The 16,293-nt window shown below is 58.3% G+C and carries 15 protein-coding genes; 3 read left to right on the top strand and 12 right to left on the bottom strand.

The annotated features are described in order from the left end of the window. Positions 1–66 precede the first annotated feature (66 nt). The 5 genes from KUF73_RS21220 to KUF73_RS21240 all read right to left on the bottom strand — a co-directional run bounded on the left by KUF73_RS21220 (position 67) and on the right by KUF73_RS21240 (position 4,552). Positions 67–1,296 carry a nucleoside recognition domain-containing protein gene (locus tag KUF73_RS21220; RefSeq protein ID WP_218439983.1) on the bottom strand — a complete coding sequence of 410 codons (1,230 nt, stop codon included), beginning with the start codon at positions 1,294–1,296 and terminating at the stop codon, positions 67–69. A 216-nt stretch (positions 1,297–1,512) separates the two neighbouring features. Then, complete coding sequence (gltP, locus tag KUF73_RS21225) at positions 1,513–2,844, bottom strand: glutamate/aspartate:proton symporter GltP (protein WP_218439984.1); 1,332 nt, start codon at positions 2,842–2,844, stop codon at positions 1,513–1,515. Positions 2,845–3,560: 716 nt separating this feature from the next. Further along, positions 3,561–4,025 (bottom strand): inhibitor of vertebrate lysozyme family protein, encoded by a 465-nt coding sequence (locus KUF73_RS21230; RefSeq protein ID WP_218439985.1) that lies wholly within the window; start codon positions 4,023–4,025, stop codon positions 3,561–3,563. A gap of 2 nt (positions 4,026–4,027) precedes the next feature. Continuing rightward, positions 4,028–4,192: a DUF1328 domain-containing protein gene (locus tag KUF73_RS21235; protein ID WP_003170804.1), complete on the bottom strand. Its 165-nt coding sequence runs from the start codon at positions 4,190–4,192 to the stop codon at positions 4,028–4,030. A gap of 72 nt (positions 4,193–4,264) precedes the next feature. After that, positions 4,265–4,552: a hypothetical protein gene (locus KUF73_RS21240; RefSeq protein WP_218439986.1), complete on the bottom strand. Its 288-nt coding sequence runs from the start codon at positions 4,550–4,552 to the stop codon at positions 4,265–4,267. A gap of 380 nt (positions 4,553–4,932) precedes the next feature. Between KUF73_RS21240 and algB the strand changes: the two genes are divergently transcribed. Together algB and KUF73_RS21250 are read left to right on the top strand one after the other, a co-directional pair. After that, positions 4,933–6,279: a sigma-54-dependent response regulator transcription factor AlgB gene (algB, locus tag KUF73_RS21245; protein WP_218439987.1), complete on the top strand. Its 1,347-nt coding sequence runs from the start codon at positions 4,933–4,935 to the stop codon at positions 6,277–6,279. Positions 6,280–6,289: 10 nt separating this feature from the next. Next, a complete protein-coding gene (locus KUF73_RS21250; RefSeq protein ID WP_218439988.1) occupies positions 6,290–8,080 on the top strand; it encodes a KinB sensor domain-containing domain in 1,791 nt (596 codons plus the stop codon). 6 nt (positions 8,081–8,086) lie between these two features. Here the strand turns inward: KUF73_RS21250 and KUF73_RS21255 are convergent, their stop codons facing one another. The 7 genes from KUF73_RS21255 to KUF73_RS21285 all read right to left on the bottom strand — a co-directional run bounded on the left by KUF73_RS21255 (position 8,087) and on the right by KUF73_RS21285 (position 15,419). Further along, positions 8,087–9,703, bottom strand: a complete 1,617-nt coding sequence (locus KUF73_RS21255) for an EAL domain-containing protein (RefSeq protein WP_218439989.1) — start codon at positions 9,701–9,703, stop codon at positions 8,087–8,089. 76 nt (positions 9,704–9,779) lie between these two features. Next, entirely contained in the window at positions 9,780–10,559 is a 780-nt protein-coding gene (locus tag KUF73_RS21260; protein ID WP_218439990.1) for an N-acetylmuramoyl-L-alanine amidase, read from the bottom strand. A gap of 101 nt (positions 10,560–10,660) precedes the next feature. Continuing rightward, complete coding sequence (locus KUF73_RS21265; RefSeq protein WP_218439991.1) at positions 10,661–12,721, bottom strand: GGDEF domain-containing protein; 2,061 nt, start codon at positions 12,719–12,721, stop codon at positions 10,661–10,663. Then, positions 12,718–13,596: an endonuclease/exonuclease/phosphatase family protein gene (locus KUF73_RS21270; protein WP_218439992.1), complete on the bottom strand. Its 879-nt coding sequence runs from the start codon at positions 13,594–13,596 to the stop codon at positions 12,718–12,720. The genes KUF73_RS21265 and KUF73_RS21270 overlap by 4 nt, the downstream gene beginning before the upstream one ends. Before the next feature lie 14 nt (positions 13,597–13,610). Continuing rightward, positions 13,611–14,252, bottom strand: a complete 642-nt coding sequence (locus KUF73_RS21275) for a thiol:disulfide interchange protein DsbA/DsbL (protein WP_218439993.1) — start codon at positions 14,250–14,252, stop codon at positions 13,611–13,613. A 200-nt stretch (positions 14,253–14,452) separates the two neighbouring features. Next, positions 14,453–15,082, bottom strand: coding sequence for a cytochrome c (locus KUF73_RS21280; RefSeq protein WP_218439994.1), 630 nt, complete (start codon positions 15,080–15,082; stop codon positions 14,453–14,455). Positions 15,083–15,128: 46 nt separating this feature from the next. Continuing rightward, positions 15,129–15,419, bottom strand: coding sequence for a cytochrome c5 family protein (locus KUF73_RS21285; RefSeq protein ID WP_218439995.1), 291 nt, complete (start codon positions 15,417–15,419; stop codon positions 15,129–15,131). A 191-nt stretch (positions 15,420–15,610) separates the two neighbouring features. Between KUF73_RS21285 and yihA the strand changes: the two genes are divergently transcribed. Next, entirely contained in the window at positions 15,611–16,252 is a 642-nt protein-coding gene (yihA, locus tag KUF73_RS21290; RefSeq protein ID WP_218439996.1) for a ribosome biogenesis GTP-binding protein YihA/YsxC, read from the top strand. The last annotated feature ends 41 nt before the right edge of the window (positions 16,253–16,293 follow it).

Raw genomic sequence — 16,293 nt, forward strand, 5'->3', positions numbered from 1 at the left:
TATCAGTCGACATCTGCGTAACTGACACACCATCGCGAGCAAGCTCGCTCCTACAGGGGTTCTTGCTTAGCCGAAGAACCAGTAGCAAACCCCGATGGCACCCAGCACCCCGGCCAGCTCCGCCAGCAACGCACACCCCACCGCATGCCGCGCTCGCTGAATGCCCACCGACCCGAAGTACACCGCCAGCACATAGAACGTCGTCTCGGTACTGCCCTGCACCGTCGCCGCAACCAGCGCCGGGAAGCTGTCCACACCAGACGTTTTCATGGTTTCGATCAGCATCGCCCGGGCGGCGCTGCCGGAGAACGGTTTGACCATTGCAGTTGGCAGCGCATCGACAAAACGCGTATCCCAACCGGCCCATTGCACCAGATGCCGAATCCCGTCGAGACCAAAATCCAGGGCCCCTGACGCCCGCAAAACCCCCACGGCGCAAAGCATCGCCACCAGATAAGGCAGCAGATTCTTCGCCACGTCGAAGCCTTCTTTGGCGCCTTCGACGAATGCCTCATAAACCTTCACTTTACGCAGCGCGCCGATCACCAGAAACAGCATGATCAAACCGAATAGCGTCAAGTTGCCGAGGATCGAAGACAAACTCGCCAGCGCCGTGGCCGAGAGCGTCGCCAGCAACGCCATGAAACCGCCGAGGGCGAGTGCGCCGGGAATCAGGTACGCCAGCACCACGGGGTCCCAGATGCGCAGGCGCTGCATGAAGGCTACGGACAGGAAACCGACGATGGTCGAGCAACTGGTGGCCAGCAGAATCGGCAGAAACACCAGCGTCGGGTCGGGCGCGCCTTGCTGGGCGCGGTACATAAAGATTGTCACCGGCAGCAGGGTCAGGGAGGACGCGTTGAGCACCAGGAACAGGATCTGCGCGTTACTGGCGACGGTGGCGCTGGGGTTGAGTTCTTGCAGGGCCTTCATGGCTTTGAGGCCGATCGGCGTGGCGGCATTGTCCAGGCCCAGGCCGTTGGCGGCGAAATTCAGGGTAATCAGGCCCAAGGCAGGGTGACCGGGCGGGACTTCCGGCATCAAGCGCAGAAACAGCGGCCCCAACACCTTCGCCAGCCATTCGACGATCCCGGCTTTCTCGGCGATTCGCAAAAAACCCAGCCAGAGGGTGAGGGTGCCGAACAGCAGCACCATGACTTCGACTGACAATTTGGCCATGGCGAAAATGCTTTCCACCATCGCCGCGAAGATCCCGGCGTTGCCGCCGATCAGCCACTGCGCCAGCGCCGACACGGCAGCCACGATGAAGAAGCCAAGCCACAGGCCGTTTAGCATCAGTCAAATCCCCCAAAAGATGCCGGAATGATAGCGGGGTGGCCAGAAACGACAAACCCCGGATTTCTCCGGGGTTTGTTTGTCACGTCTGGCAGACCCGTTTTCATGGTCGCCATTGATCTACTGTAGGAGCGAGCCTGCTCGCGAAGGTGTGTCAGCTACAAAGGTGTCGACTGATACTCCATCGCTAGCAGGCTCGCTCCTACAGGGTGTGTGTCAGTTTTTGGAGATTTGGCCAGCGGGCAGCTTCTCTTTGCTGCGCCAGTGCGGCAGGGAGTTCCAGTAGCGCTGGCCCTTGGCATCGTCATACATGCCTTCCCAACGAGAGATAACCAGCACGGCCAGGGCGTTGCCGATCACGTTCAGTGCGGTACGGGCCATGTCCATGACTCGGTCGACACCGGCGATGAATGCCAGGCCTTCCAGTGGAATACCGACGCTGCCCAACGTAGCCAGCAGCACCACGAAGGACACGCCCGGTACACCTGCGATGCCTTTTGAGGTGACCATCAGGGTCAGTACCAGCAGCAGTTGCTGGCTGATCGACAGGTCGATGCCATACAGCTGGGCGATGAAGATGGCCGCGATGCTTTGGTACAGGGTCGAGCCGTCGAGGTTGAACGAGTAGCCGGTCGGCACCACGAAGCTGCAAATGGCCTTCGGCGCGCCGTAGGCTTCCATCTTCTCGATCACGCGCGGCAGCACGGTTTCGGAACTGGCGGTGGAATAGGCCAGTACCAGCTCATCCTTGAAGATGCGCATCAGCTTGATCACCGAGAAACCGAACAGGCGTGCGATCAGGCCCAGTACTACGAAAGCGAAGAAGGCAATGGCGACGTAAACGAGGATCACCAGTTTCGCCAACGGCACCAGCGATGCGAATCCGAAGTTGGCCACGGTCACCGCGATCAGTGCGAAAACGCCGATCGGGGCGTAGTTCATGATCATGTGGGTGACCTTGAACATGCTTTCCGATACGCCCTGGAACATCTTCACCAGCGGCTCGCGCAGGTCCGCTTGCAGGCTCGACAGGCCGAGACCGAACAACACGGAGAAGAAGATGATCGGCAGCATTTCGCCACGGGCCATGGCCGCGAAGATGTTCGACGGAATCAGGTTAAGGATGGTCTCGATGAACGCGTGTTCATGCTGAACCTCGGCGGCAGTCGCCTGGTACTTGGAGATGTCCACAGTACCCAGCGTGCTCATGTCGATGCCCGAGCCCGGGTGGAACAGGTTGGCCAGCAGGAGACCGACCACGATGGCGATGGTGGTCACGATTTCGAAGTAAATGATGGTCTTCAGGCCAATACGCCCGAGCTTCTTCGCGTCGCCAACGCCGGCGATGCCGACGATCAACGAGGAGATCACGATCGGGATCACGATCATCTTGATCAGACGGATAAAGATATCGCCTGCCGGTTGCAGGACGTTGCTGATCCACCAGGCTTTCTCGGCACTGAAATGGTTGAGCAGCGCACCGATTGCAATCCCCAATACCAGACCGATGAGGATCTGCCAGGCGAGGCTAAGCTTTGCCTTCTTCATATCTTTACCCTTACTTCAGTTTGACTCGAGCAGAGACGCGACCTGCAACGCTTGTGGCGAAAAAGTCGTGTGCATCTGCTCCCGTATAAGGAGCCCCGGAGCGCTTGTTAATGGCTCTCTGGCAGGCGAAAAAAGGCGCAACTATTCCGATGCAAGGAAGCAACGTCTAATGCCGTAAACGCCTACCCTATGCCGAATCGGCATGAGGTGTTTTTGCTGAAAGCGACGTCGCAATCGGTTCGAATGTGACATTTCGGCAGGCATAAGTGCCGTGAACCGGCCATTACAGAGCAGATTGATTATTTATTGAACAAGAGAATAGACGACGAATTTAGGGAAAATCCCTCAAGACGCGGAGAAAACTTACCGCCAAATAAAGGCCTTGTTTCTCGATATACGGTCGCTCGCGCAGCACCGGGAAAAATAGTTTCCGCCGATATCAGCGAGGATTTGAGAGGAAGGTGTCGAAACGAAGTGCAAAGCTCCAGCTCGGTGCCTTGCATTGGCAAGCTCTCCGCAAGCTCGTCAAATCATGTCTGATTGGCGAACTTGCGTCGCAGCTTTTACCTGACCCGGCCCTTTCGCAGGCACTCCCTGTACCCGTAGGTCACTCCGCCCCTGAAACAGGCAGAACATCCCGGCCCCTTGGCCATGCGCCGACCTTCCTCAGGTGGGCGCAATGGAAGGAAGCATTACGCCTCTTTCATGTTTCAATTTCAGTACCAGTGCGGATCTTTTTTCAGCTGTTCCATCAGCAAGTCCTGCATACCCTGGTCCGGTTTACCGAGGAACCGGTAATTGGCATGCCGTGTCGGCGACTTGTCGGCCGGTAACCCTGAAGGCACTTCGACCAGCATGGCGTAGGCATCCTTTTTGTCGAAGCTGACGGCTACGATCAAGCGTTGGTTGAGGCAAGTCGCCTGGGTTTCACACAGCGGCCCCACCAGATACTTGTCGCCATCCTCTTCAACGGCATTCATTTGCTCGGCATCGCCGGACAAATTCATCACCCATTCCGGCAGGCGTTCTTCTTTCTTCACCACGCCTTGCCAGGTTTCACGGTATTGGGGGTCCGCATTCAATAACTCGTTGACCCGTGCCTGCCCATCATTGGCGGCTATTGCCATGGCACTACCGCCCAGTAGCAGGGCGGCTGCCAGTGTCTTTAACAGAAGACTCATTATCAGCCTCGACCGCGACGGCCAAAGAAGAAGGACGCAATGAACATCACCAGGAACACGACAAAGAGAATCTTGGCGATACCCGTGGCGGTGCCCGCGATACCACCGAAGCCCAGTACGGCAGCGACAATGGCAATGATCAAGAATGTGATTGCCCAGCTCAACATGGTGATTCTCCTTACGCTTCTATTTAGAGGTGTTGCTTGTCCCGGAACGTCTAGCGCGCCGAGGTTGTGTACTTAAAACACCCAGCGTTCCTGACGAGGCATCTCATCAAGTGGGCGGGCCTGGTCGACGTCCATCATTCGCATTTGAGCGTTGTCGGCCATCGCGCTGCCGGCGGCGCTGAAATGGGTTTGGGTTGGGCGCTCAAATGAAATCCGCGGTGCGTCTTGCTGTTGGCTCTGCTCCCAACGAAGGATCTGCTGACCGGCGATCAAGGTGATCACAAGCGCCATGACAGCGAACAGACCCTGCTGCAGATGCAGTGGCGAGAAACGCAATTGGGCGGCACGTTGGCGATTCATCCTGAGGCTCCTCCCTCGCGGGGGTAATCTGTTGAGGGCGATTGTTATTGCCCTGCGTTACTCAGGCTATTGCAGCCGGCATGCCAGCTTTTTTTGTGTGAAAAAATCTTTATAAATCAATAAGTTAATAATTTTACGCAACATGCTTCGGACGCATCCTGCACGATGGCCCTTTGCGCGGTCGTGCGTATTGCACGATCAACGGAAGCGACTCGTAATATTTTTGAATTGAGAGGAGGGCGCAGCTGTCAGAAAAGGACGCAAGTCAGGGTGCTAGGAGAGAGCTACCCTGCCATGGCGGTAATGGATCAGAATAAACCATGCAACTTGCCCGATTTTTCCGGGACTAACCAAGATCATTCATTAAGGAGCGTAGGAAAATGGAATCAGCCACTGAGCATCAAGGCCGTATTCTTCTGGTGGATGATGAGTCCGCCATCCTGCGTACTTTCCGCTATTGCCTGGAAGATGAAGGTTACAGCGTGGCGACGGCCAGCAGCGCTGCGCAGGCCGATGCGCTGTTGCAACGTCAGGTCTTCGACTTGTGCTTCCTCGATTTGCGCCTGGGCGAAGATAACGGCCTCGATGTGCTGGCCCAGATGCGGATTCAGGCACCCTGGATGCGGGTAGTGATCGTCACCGCTCATTCGGCTGTGGACACCGCAGTGGATGCGATACAGGCGGGTGCCGCCGACTATCTGGTCAAACCCTGCAGTCCCGACCAATTGCGCCTGGCCACCGCCAAGCAGCTGGAAGTGCGGCAATTGTCGGCGCGCCTGGAAGCCCTGGAAGGTGAAATTCGCAAACCCAAAGATGGCCTCGATTCCCACAGCCCAGCGATGAAAGTGGTGCTGGAAACCGCACGCCAGGTGGCCGTAACCGATGCCAACATTTTGATTCTCGGCGAGTCCGGCACGGGTAAAGGCGAGTTGTCCCAGGCGATTCATGGATGGAGCAAGCGGGCGAAAAAATCCTGCATCACCATTAACTGCCCATCGCTGACCGCCGAACTCATGGAAAGCGAGTTGTTCGGGCACAGCCGTGGCGCGTTCACCGGCGCCAGCGAAAGTACGTTGGGGCGCGTCAATCAGGCTGATGGCGGTACGTTGTTTCTGGACGAGATCGGCGATTTTCCGCTGGTTTTACAGCCGAAGTTGCTGCGTTTCATCCAGGACAAAGAATACGAGCGGGTGGGCGACCCGGTCACTCGCCGCGCCGATGTGCGCATTCTGGCCGCCACCAACCAGAACCTTGAAGACATGGTCCGCGACGGTCGTTTCCGTGAAGACCTGCTTTACCGCCTCAACGTCATCACCTTGCACTTGCCGCCACTGCGTGAACGCAGGGAAGACATCCTGACCCTGGCGGACCGGTTTCTCGCGCGCTTCGTCAAGGAATACGCGCGTCCGGCCCGGGGCTTCAGTGACGAGGCCCGCGAGGCGCTGCTGGGTTATCGCTGGCCGGGGAATATTCGCGAACTGCGTAACGTAGTGGAACGGGCGAGCATTATTTGTCCGCAGGAGCGAGTCGAGATCAGCCACTTGGGCATGGCCGAAACGCCGGTCAACAATGCACCGCGAATCGGCGCGGCGCTGAGTCTGGATGAGTTGGAAAAAGCCCACATCGGTGCCGTGCTTGCCACCGCGGGTACACTGGATCAGGCCGCCAAAACCTTGGGTATCGATGCGTCGACGCTGTATCGCAAACGCAAACAGTACAACTTGTGAGCCGCCCCCGATGAAACTGGCGATGAAGTTGCGGACCCGGCTTTTTCTGAGCATTTCCGCGCTGATCACCGTAGCGCTGCTCGGGCTTTTGCTCGGGCTGGTCAGCGTGATGCAAATGGCCGGAACTCAGGAAGCCTTGGTGCGCAACAACTTCAACACCCTGGATCTGGGTCTGAAACTGCGCCAGACCCTGGGCGATCAGTTGATCATCATGCTCAGCGAAAATCATGACGCTGCGGCCTTCGAGGCCTCCAAACAGCACTACTTCGAGCTGTTGGAGCAGGGTATCGCCCAGGAAGCGCCAGTTGAAGGCAGCGAGTACGGCTTCAGAAAGGCCAAGGCCGAGTACCAGAGCTTTATCCAGGCGTATGAAGTGGCCCGCGAGCCGACGCATGTGTTGAGCGGCAACGAGCAACTCACTGAAAAATTCAATGCGCTGCGCAATGGCTTGATCAATGAGCACAAGCACGCATTGGACAACATTAGCGACACCGAGCGTGCATCCAGGGAGCGTGCGTTGTTGATCGCCGGGTTGCTCGGGTTGGTGGGTCTGGCGGTGCTGATTATCGGATTTGTGACCGCGCATGCCATCGCCCGGCGTTTCGGGGAGCCCATCGAGGCCTTGGCGCAAGCGGCGGATAACATTGGCCAAGGCAATTTCGACGTCACGCTGCCCGTTTCTTCGGCAGTGGAGCTGAATCAGCTTACGCGGCGATTCGGGATCATGGCTGAGGCGTTGCGTGAGCATCAGGCGACCAACGTCGACGAGCTGCTTGCGGGACAACAGCGCTTGCAGGCGGTGCTCGACAGCATCGATGACGGGTTACTGATGATCGATCGCCAGGGCCATCTGGAGCATCTCAACCCGGTCGCGCAGCGTCAGTTGGGTTGGGACAACGATCGACTCGGCCAAGGCCTGGGTTCGGCGCTGGAACGCCCCGAGCTCGATGAACAGCTGCAACTGGTACTGCGGGGCGGCACTCTGGAGCGGGCGCCGGAAGACCTGAGTATCGAAGTCGATGGTGAGTCGCGCTTGCTGACTTACAGCCTGACGCCGGTGAGCCACACCCAAGGTCATATCCTCGGCGCGGTGATGGTGTTGCATGACGTTACCGAGCAACGCGCCTTCGAACGGGTGCGCAGCGAGTTCGTGTTACGCGCCTCCCATGAGCTGCGCACGCCGGTCACCGGGATGCACATGGCGTTCGGGCTGTTCCGCGAGCGTGCGCATTTCCCTGAGGATTCCCGTGAAGCGGACCTGCTGGACACGGTGAATGAAGAGATGCAACGGCTGATGCAGTTGATCAACGACCTGTTGAATTTTTCCCGCTACCAGAACGGTTTGCAGAAACTCTCACTGGCGCCGTGTTCCATAGAGGATTTGCTGGAGCAGGCGCAGATACGCTTTACCGAGGGGGCGCAAGAGAAAGGTATTGAGTTGCTGGTGGAAGTGCAGGGGCCATTGCCGCGCTTGCAGGCTGATCAGCCACAACTGGATCGTGTGCTCGACAATCTGATCGACAACGCGCTTCGCCACACCGCCCCGGGCGGGCTCATACGCTTGCAGGCTCGACGTCACGGCGAGCGGGTCATTATCAGCGTCGAAGATAACGGGGAAGGCATTGCCTACGGGCAACAAGGGCGGATCTTCGAACCCTTTGTGCAAGTTGGCCGCAAGAAAGGCGGAGCCGGGCTGGGACTGGCGCTGTGCAAGGAAATTGTGCAGTTGCACGGTGGGCGGATGGGGGTATATTCGCGGCCGGGGCAGGGCACTCAGTTTTATATGGCGCTGGCGGTGTAGCCGCTTTCAGGCCTCGTCATCCAGACGCCGGTTGGCCAGTCGACGGCCACGGGTTATCAGTTCGATGAACTGCACCGCACTCAGTGCATGGGCAAACAACCAGCCTTGGCCGAACTTCACACCCTCACTGCTCAGGAGCGCTGCCTGGGATTCGTACTCGATGCCTTCGGCGATAACCTTCAGATGCAGTGACTGGGCCATGTGAATGATGTGCGGGGCAACACCGCTGCTCGCCGCGTCATGACCCAGCGCATCGATAAAGGCCTTGTCGATTTTCAGGCAATCCACCGGCAGGGTCTGCAAGTAGGCCAGGCTGCAATAACCGGTGCCAAAATCATCGATCAATACCTGGTGCCCGACATCCCGCAAGGCTTGCAGGTTTTCCCGAGCCACCACCACGTCGATCAAACCCCGTTCGGTGACTTCAAAGGCAATTTGCTTGGCTGCGACTCGATGCAACGTCAGCAGGCGCGCCATCACTTGGCCGATACGCGGGACCATCACATCACACGCCGCCAGGTTCACCGAGATGTACAGCTGCGGATTGGACCGCAGCAACTGCCCCAGTTGTTCAAGCAAGCGTTGCAGGACGAAGTCGGTCATCTGGCGGATCTGCCCGGTGTTCTCCGCCATAGGAATGAACAAATCGGGACTGGTCAGCGTGCCATCCGGCCTTCGCCAGCGCAGCAAGGCCTCGGCGCCAACACAGTTGCGGCTGTCGAGATCGAAAATCGGTTGATACAACACCTGCAGTTCGCCCCGGCGTATGGCACCGGTCAGCTCGGCATCCAGTGACTGGCGCTGGCGCACCAGCAGAAACACCAAAAACCCTACGCACGCCGCCAGTACCAGGCTGGCGGACAACAACCACCACCATACTGGCGGTATATGGGTGCCAACGCGCGGGCTGATGAGCACCAGTTGGAATTCCGGGTTGTCGGTGGGCATGCGATAAATCAAACGTGTTGGCGTGACTTGCAGCGCGTCGCGGGTTTTACTCGGTGGCCATTGTTCAGTCAGCGACCAAACCTGTGAGACACCCAGCACCGGAATCGCCCGTGTGCCTTGGTCAAGTACAACCAACAGGCTGCTGCCTGGTGACAGGTCGACCATGTCGGTCAAATGGCCGCGAGACGTGGCCACGCGAAAATTGCCACGGCCGAGCATTAGCGCCGCACGGTTTTCATCGGGTTCCGTGGTGGTGTTCAGCCAGTAACTGTAGGTGGGACCCTTGATGTCCGGTGGCCGCAACAGCGACAAGCCTTCCTGGCGTGGGCGGTTGGAGCAGATCCGCGTCGCGTCCATATAGGCGGCTTCATACACAAAGCGGTAATTGAAACTGACCTGCTGCAGGGTCGCGATCATCTCATCGTTGCAGGTTCTCAGTGGCTGCGCTTCAAGGTCATCGAGGCTTTCGCGCAGTTGCCCGAAAAGTTGCTCCAGGCGGGCGAGGAAGCGTTCGCCCTGGGCATTCATTTCCCGGCTTTCGTTTTGCTCGACCTGTTGGATGGCAACGAAGTAACTGCCGGCCATCAGTAGCGAGGCGCTCAAGGCAGCCGCCAGCATCGCCAAAAACCAGGGGCGATAGAACCAGCTACGGAACGCATCTTGAGCAGCAGTCATTGTGGAATATCCGAAGAATTACCAATGAGTTATAGCTGCTGGTTGAGAAAGTGCGTTGACCGTCGGGCGGGCGTCATTATTTTGTCTGATTTAGCACCTGCAGCAGCGCTGCCGTTTGCGCATCCGGCGTGCCATCAAAGCGCGATGGACGGAAATGCATCTGAAAAGCTGCGATCACATGGCGCGTTGCGACGTCCAGTTCACCGGTTTGCGGTGTTTCATAACCGACGCGGGCCAGCTCTGCCTGAAACCAGCTGATGCTCGGCAGTTGTGCTTCAAACTGCATTTGTTGCCGCGCAACAGCCTGTTCGTTCGGCCAGATGCCGATGCCTTCGCCAGCCAGACGTTTCCAGGGAAACAGCGGGCCTGGATCAAGTTTGCGCAGGGGTGCGATGTCGCTGTGGCCGATGATGCTGCGCGGGTGGATGGCGTAACGCTTGCTGATGTCTTTGAGCAGGACAATCAGCGACTGGACTTGCGCCTCGCTGTACGGGTACCAGAGACGCCCGGTCGGGGTGTCCTTGAAGCCCGGATTGACGATTTCAATGCCGATGGAGCTGGAATTCAGCCATGTCCGGCCTTGCCATTGGCTTTCTCCGGCATGCCACGCCCGCAGGTTTTCATCCATCAGCTTATAGATGGTCGCGTTCTTGTCGTCGCCAATGAGGTAGTGGCTGCTGACTTCGCCATGGGTCAACAATTGCAGCGACCGCTCCAGCGATGCATTGGTGTAATGAACCACCACGAACTGGATGCGGCTGTCGTGATTGGCCGAGGGGTGGCTGGTGTCGAAGCGGGGGCCGCTGGAGCAGGCGGCCAACAGAATTAGCGACACGATAAGGGCAAAATATTTCATGGCGGAAGGCAGTACACGCAAGACAGTAATGCAACAGTGTAACGTACTGCCTTGCACGCAGAGGGTAATCACCCGGTTTTAAACAAAATGGAACAATACCCTCAGCCCAACTCCACGCGATTACGTCCGGCATTTTTAGCGCGATATAGCGCCTGATCAGCTCTTTTGAGTACCAGATCGCTGTGTTCGCCGGGTTTGAACGCCGTCAGCCCCATAGAAATGGTGATCGTCACCCGCTCACCCTTGAAGTGGAAAGGACAGGCCTCAATAGAGGCGCGAAGGTGTTCCAAGAGTTTCATGCCGGCGGCTGGCACCGTAGAAGGCAGCAACACCACAAACTCTTCACCGCCGAACCGGGCAATGAAGTCCGTGCCGCGCAGGCGCTTGCGCAGCACGCTGGCGATGATTTTCAGGACTTTGTCGCCCGCCAGATGACCATAGTTATCGTTGATACGCTTGAAGTGATCGAGGTCGAGCATGGCCAGCATCAATGTGTTGCCGTGTTGTTGCCACTCGCTGACTTCGTGGTCCAGGCGCTCGCTCCAGGCCGCTCGGTTGGGCAAGCCGGTCAGCGGATCGATCAAGGCTTTTTGGCGTTGCTCTTCGAGGTGTTCGCGAAAGCCCAAGGCCTCTTGCTCCATGTGGGCAACTCTTTCGGCCAGGCTATGCAGGCGGGCCGCCACCTCTTGCTCGCGCTCGTCGCGCTGTATGCGGTGCTGATCCATGGTCCCGAGCAGGCCTTCGAGATGGTCTTCCAGGACGTGCTTGAGACCGTCGAGGTCTGCCGCTTCGTGCATGCTGCTTTGCAACCCGTCGACCTGCTCTCGGATCTGCGTGTCCATGGCCTGGGCGGCAGAACGGTTGTCGGCATGACCGGCGCTGGCTGCTTGCAGGTTGCTCTGGAACGATTCGAGACGTTCGTTGAGCCGCTGCAGATAAGTTTCGAATTCGTGCTGACCGCTGTCGGAGATTGCCAGCATCAAGGTGGCCAGATCATCAAGAATCGGTAGCAACTCGTACCAGTTCAAACCATTTTTCAGGCGATCGCGCATCGATTCGGCTTGCGGACGGTGGCGCTCGGGTAGCGTCAGATCGTCGAGCAGGCCCAGCAATGTTTCTTCGATGTGCTTGGCGACCGAGCTGTAGGAGGGCTCAGGCGAGTCTGGCAGCGCGTAGAGAATATCGTGCTCGGGCTCATCCGGGTCGATGGCTGCCAGGGCTTGGGCCATGGCTGAAGGCAGTGGCAGGCTGTCGAGAAATACTGCTGGAGTCAGTTCGTCGGGGTTGATTGCCAGTTCAGTCTGAGCGACTGGCGCCACGGTTGCAGGTGTCGCTACCTCAGGGTTCTCCGTGTCGGCTTGAACTTGCTCCTCGAAGGGGAGGGCCGGTTCTGGATGCGGTTCAACGATGGGCGAAACGATAGCCGCAACGGCGGGCGGCGCCGGTGTGTTCACTGGGGGCTGGATCGCCGGCGGCTCGATGGCTGCAACAGTGACTTCCGGCACTTCGACAGGCGGTTCAGTGTTGGCAGGCACAGGATCTACCGCTACCGGCGGTGTCACAGCTACCGGCACCGACATGGCCTCGATAGATGGCGCGATGGAAGCTTGCTCTGCGGAGGCGGCCGCTTCATCGACGTCACGGTGACCAAACAACCGTTGCAACAGGCCCGGGCGGTCAGGTTCAGCCGGGGTTTCGAGCTGGCTCAAGGCTTTACCTTGCAGGCCGCTCAGTTCGCTGAGCAGCAATGGGATCTCGCGTGCCTGGCTGACGCGGCTATCCAGTTGCTTGGCGAAGTTCTTGAGTGGGCGCCGGACTTCCCGGGGCAGCGGCAGTGTTTGCAACTGGGTCACCAGTGCGTTCAGTGCGGCGCTGGTCTGGTTGACTCGGGTTTCGCGACGCTGCTCGGAGTCGAGCACCGCCTTTTCCAGGCGTGGAAGCAGATTGGCCAGGCCGGCATCCATGTCGTCGGTGCGCACCACTTCGCGCATTTCCTTCATGCATTGGTCAACGGCCCGGTCAGTACCTTCCGCCGCCAGGGTGCTGCGTACCAGCCCCCGACGCAGCAAGTCGAGCCGGGCGTCCCAACGACGTTCGAGCTTTTCCTGTTGTTCGATGCTTTTGAGGTACTTCTCTTTCCAGCGCTCTGTTTCGTCGCTCATTCAGGGGTTCCGCGAAGGGCAGGACTCAACGCGGGCAATGCATCGGCCGTGAGCGAACCCGGCAGACGAATCTCTACCGCGACCGGCAGGTGATCGGAAATGGGCTGCGCCAGCACCTCGACCTTTTCAAGGGTCAGGGTCGGGCTCAGCAGAATGTGGTCCAGGCAGCGTTGCGGGCGCCAGCTGGGGAACGTCGCTTCCAGTTGCGGTGCCAGCAGGCCGAGGTCACGCAACGGGGAATTTTGCAGTAGGTCACTGGCATGGGTGTTCATGTCGCCCATCAGCACCTGGTGTTTGTAACCACCAATGACTTCGCGGATATAAGCCAGTTGCAGGCTACGGGCGCGGGCGCCTAGCGCCAGGTGCATCATGACGACCACCAATGCTTCCGGACCTTCGCCGAAGCGCACCAGAATTGCCCCGCGACCCTTTGGCCCCGGCAGCGGATGATCTTCAATCGCCCATGGGCGCAGTCGACTGAGCACGCCATTGCTGTGCTGACCGAGGCGACCGAGGTTGCGATTGAGTTGTTGATACCAATACGGGAAGGCGCCGAGTTGCGCCAGGTGTTCGACCTGATTGACGTAGCCTGAACGCAGGCTGCCGCCATCGGCTTCCTGCAGGGCGACCAGATCGAAGTCGCCAAGAAGATTGCCGATTTTCTGCAGATTGTCGGCACGCCCGGTGTGCGGCAACAAATGTTGCCAGCCCCGGGTCAGGTAATGCCGATACCGCTCGGTACTGATGCCAACCTGGATATTGAAACTGAGCAAGCGCAAACGACTGTCTGCGGGCAGGCCCGTTGATTCCAGGTGATGCTCGTTGACCCGCGGATCATGCAGGCCAACGACGCGTTCAGTTCCCCAGCGACGCATGGTGAGTACCGCGCTTAGTTGGCAGCAGCCTTGTTAGCCGCTCGCTCTTTGTCGATCAGTTTGTCGGCCAGTTGCAAGGCTTGTTCAGCGCCGCCGGCGGAACCCACGTCGAAGCGATACTTGCCATTGACGATCATGGTTGGAACGCCGGAAATCTCATATTTCTTGGCCAATTCACGGGCCTTGACGATCTGACCTTTGATGGCGAAGGAATCGAAGGTAGCCAGGAATTTTTCCTTGTCTACGCCCTGAGTGGCCAGGAAATCCGCCATGTCATTCTTGTCAGTCAGTTTCTTGTGTTCTTTCTGGATTGCGTTAAACACGGCGGCGTGCACGTTGTGCTCGACGCCCATGGCTTCCAGGGTCAGGAACATCTGGCCGTGGGCATCCCATGGGCCGCCGAACATGGCTGGAATACGGACGAAGTTCACGTCGGATGGCAGTTTCTCGACCCATGGATTGATCACCGGTTCGAACGCGTAGCAGTGCGGGCAGCCATACCAGAACAACTCAACCACTTCGATTTTGCCAGGCTCCGCGACCGGAACCGGGTTGGTCAGTTCGACATAAGGGGCGGCGGGTGCTTCGGCGGCCTGGGCAGTCATGCCGAACAGGCTGGCAGCGACAAGTGCGGCGCTGATGATCAGATTACGCATGCTTTACTCCTGGACAAATTTTATCGCCTCGCGCGACCTGTTTTCAGACAGGTCCTGGCGGGCTTGAGTTCTGTAGTGTAACGGCAGCGGCCACAAAAAAGGGCGGCCAAAGCCACCCTTTTTATACTTGCCGTGACGGATTAATCGAGCGTTAACGCTGCAGGCGATATACACCTCGCGCAACGCCCGAATCGTCGGTCTTAGTGCAGGCCCTGAATGTAGCTGGACACCGCTGCGATGTCTTCATCGCTCAGTCGTTTGGCGATGGTCTGCATGGTTTTGGTGTCGCCGTCGTTGGTACGGCCGCCATCTTCCTTGCGGAAGTCGGTCAGTTGCTTGGCAACATATTGAGCGTGCTGGCCACCCAGATGAGGGAAGCCGGCTGCCGCGTTGCCTGCACCGTTTGGCGAGTGGCAACCGGTGCAAGCTGGCAGGCCTTTAGCCAGGTCACCGCCGCGGAACAGATTTTCACCGCGCTTGACGAGTTTCTCATCGGCGGCGCCAACACTGCCTTTCTGGCTGGAGAAGTAGGCGGCGATGTCCGCCAGGTCCTGATCGCTCAGGTTGGTCAGCAAGCCTGTCATTTCCAGAACGGTGCGCTTGCCCGACTTGATGTCGTGCAACTGCTTGGTCAGGTAGCGTTCACCCTGGCCCGCCAGTTTTGGAAAGTTAGGTGCCATGCTGTTGCCATCCGGGCCATGACAGGCACCACATACGGCGGCTTTTGCCTGGCCTGCGGCGGCGTCACCAGGTTTTACTGGCTCACCTGCAGCATGGGCAATGCCGGAGATTCCCACGGTCAACAGCAGACTCACGATCAATTTGTTCATCAGCTAATCCAACTACGGCTAAGGGTTAAAGAGTTATGGACCGGGATCACTCGCTCATCCAGTGGATGATGGCCTGGTAATCCTCGGCACTGCAGTCCATGCACAAACCACGCGGCGGCATCGCCTTGAAACCCTGGGTTACGTGTTGCACCAGCGTCTCCATACCTTTCGCCAACCTCGGCGTCCAAGCTTCCTGATCGCCTCTTTTGGGCGCCATGGGTAGTTGGCCGGAATGACAGGCTCCACAAACACGGTTGTACACAGCTTCCGGATCCTGTGTAGCCTGAGCGCTGTAAAGCGGCATCAAGACACCGGCAGCTAGCAGCCATTTCGTCATAAAACGACCTTTTCAGGGTTGAGAGCGTGCTGCGTTCTAGTGCGCAATCAAGGTCTGTCGCTCTCGTGAACTTCATCCTACGCTGGGACAAAGCGCACACAAAATCTGCGGCATTATATACTGGCGTCACTGAAACGGAAGCGACACTGCTTGCCGCGCCCATTCCCGGCGCCACCCACATCGGAAATCCCATGCAACTCAAGAATCCCATCCTCGGTCTGTGCCAACAGTCCACCTTCATGCTCAGCGCCGCCAAAGTCGACCAATGTCCGGATGACGAAGGTTTTGAAGTCGCCTTCGCCGGGCGTTCCAACGCCGGCAAGTCCAGTGCGCTTAACACCCTGACTCACGCCAGCCTGGCGCGCACCTCGAAAACTCCGGGTCGCACGCAGTTGTTGAATTTCTTCAAGCTAGACGATGAACGCCGTCTGGTCGACCTGCCGGGCTACGGTTATGCAAAAGTGCCTATCCCGCTCAAGATGCACTGGCAGCGTCACCTTGAGGCTTACCTGGGTGGGCGCGAGAGTTTGAAGGGTCTGATTCTGATGATGGACATCCGTCATCCAATGACAGACTTCGACTTGCTGATGCTCGATTGGGCTGTGGCTGCGGGCATGCCGATGCACATTCTGTTGACCAAGGCGGACAAGCTGACTTATGGCGCAGCCAAAAACACTTTGCTCAAAGTCCAGTCGGAAATCCGCAAGGGATGGGGCGGCAGCGTGACGATTCAACTTTTTTCGGCGCCAAAACGTCTGGGCCTGGAAGACGCCTACACTGTATTGGCAGGCTGGATGGAGCTGGCAGACAAGGGTGCCGAGGCTGCAGAGTAAAAGCGACAGGCAAAAAAAACCCCGGACTTCTATGGGGAGGG

Origin of the sequence: Pseudomonas sp. PD9R (genome assembly GCF_019200975.1) — a bacterium.
GTDB lineage: Bacteria > Pseudomonadota > Gammaproteobacteria > Pseudomonadales > Pseudomonadaceae > Aquipseudomonas.

What these genes read in the sequence shown, in the direction of transcription:
- KUF73_RS21285 (WP_218439995.1), bottom strand. Translation starts at nt 15,419, where the DNA reads ATGACGAAATGGCTGCTAGCTGCCGGTGTCTTGATGCCGCTTTACAGC.
- algB (WP_218439987.1), top strand. Translation starts at nt 4,933, where the DNA reads ATGGAATCAGCCACTGAGCATCAAGGCCGTATTCTTCTGGTGGATGAT.
- KUF73_RS21220 (WP_218439983.1), bottom strand. Translation starts at nt 1,296, where the DNA reads ATGCTAAACGGCCTGTGGCTTGGCTTCTTCATCGTGGCTGCCGTGTCG.
- KUF73_RS21270 (WP_218439992.1), bottom strand. Translation starts at nt 13,596, where the DNA reads ATGCGTCGCTGGGGAACTGAACGCGTCGTTGGCCTGCATGATCCGCGG.
- KUF73_RS21275 (WP_218439993.1), bottom strand. Translation starts at nt 14,252, where the DNA reads ATGCGTAATCTGATCATCAGCGCCGCACTTGTCGCTGCCAGCCTGTTC.
- KUF73_RS21230 (WP_218439985.1), bottom strand. Translation starts at nt 4,025, where the DNA reads ATGAGTCTTCTGTTAAAGACACTGGCAGCCGCCCTGCTACTGGGCGGT.
- KUF73_RS21240 (WP_218439986.1), bottom strand. Translation starts at nt 4,552, where the DNA reads ATGAATCGCCAACGTGCCGCCCAATTGCGTTTCTCGCCACTGCATCTG.
- KUF73_RS21235 (WP_003170804.1), bottom strand. Translation starts at nt 4,192, where the DNA reads ATGTTGAGCTGGGCAATCACATTCTTGATCATTGCCATTGTCGCTGCC.
- yihA (WP_218439996.1), top strand. Translation starts at nt 15,611, where the DNA reads ATGCAACTCAAGAATCCCATCCTCGGTCTGTGCCAACAGTCCACCTTC.
- KUF73_RS21280 (WP_218439994.1), bottom strand. Translation starts at nt 15,082, where the DNA reads ATGAACAAATTGATCGTGAGTCTGCTGTTGACCGTGGGAATCTCCGGC.
- KUF73_RS21265 (WP_218439991.1), bottom strand. Translation starts at nt 12,721, where the DNA reads ATGAGCGACGAAACAGAGCGCTGGAAAGAGAAGTACCTCAAAAGCATC.
- KUF73_RS21255 (WP_218439989.1), bottom strand. Translation starts at nt 9,703, where the DNA reads ATGACTGCTGCTCAAGATGCGTTCCGTAGCTGGTTCTATCGCCCCTGG.
- KUF73_RS21250 (WP_218439988.1), top strand. Translation starts at nt 6,290, where the DNA reads ATGAAACTGGCGATGAAGTTGCGGACCCGGCTTTTTCTGAGCATTTCC.
- gltP (WP_218439984.1), bottom strand. Translation starts at nt 2,844, where the DNA reads ATGAAGAAGGCAAAGCTTAGCCTCGCCTGGCAGATCCTCATCGGTCTG.
- KUF73_RS21260 (WP_218439990.1), bottom strand. Translation starts at nt 10,559, where the DNA reads ATGAAATATTTTGCCCTTATCGTGTCGCTAATTCTGTTGGCCGCCTGC.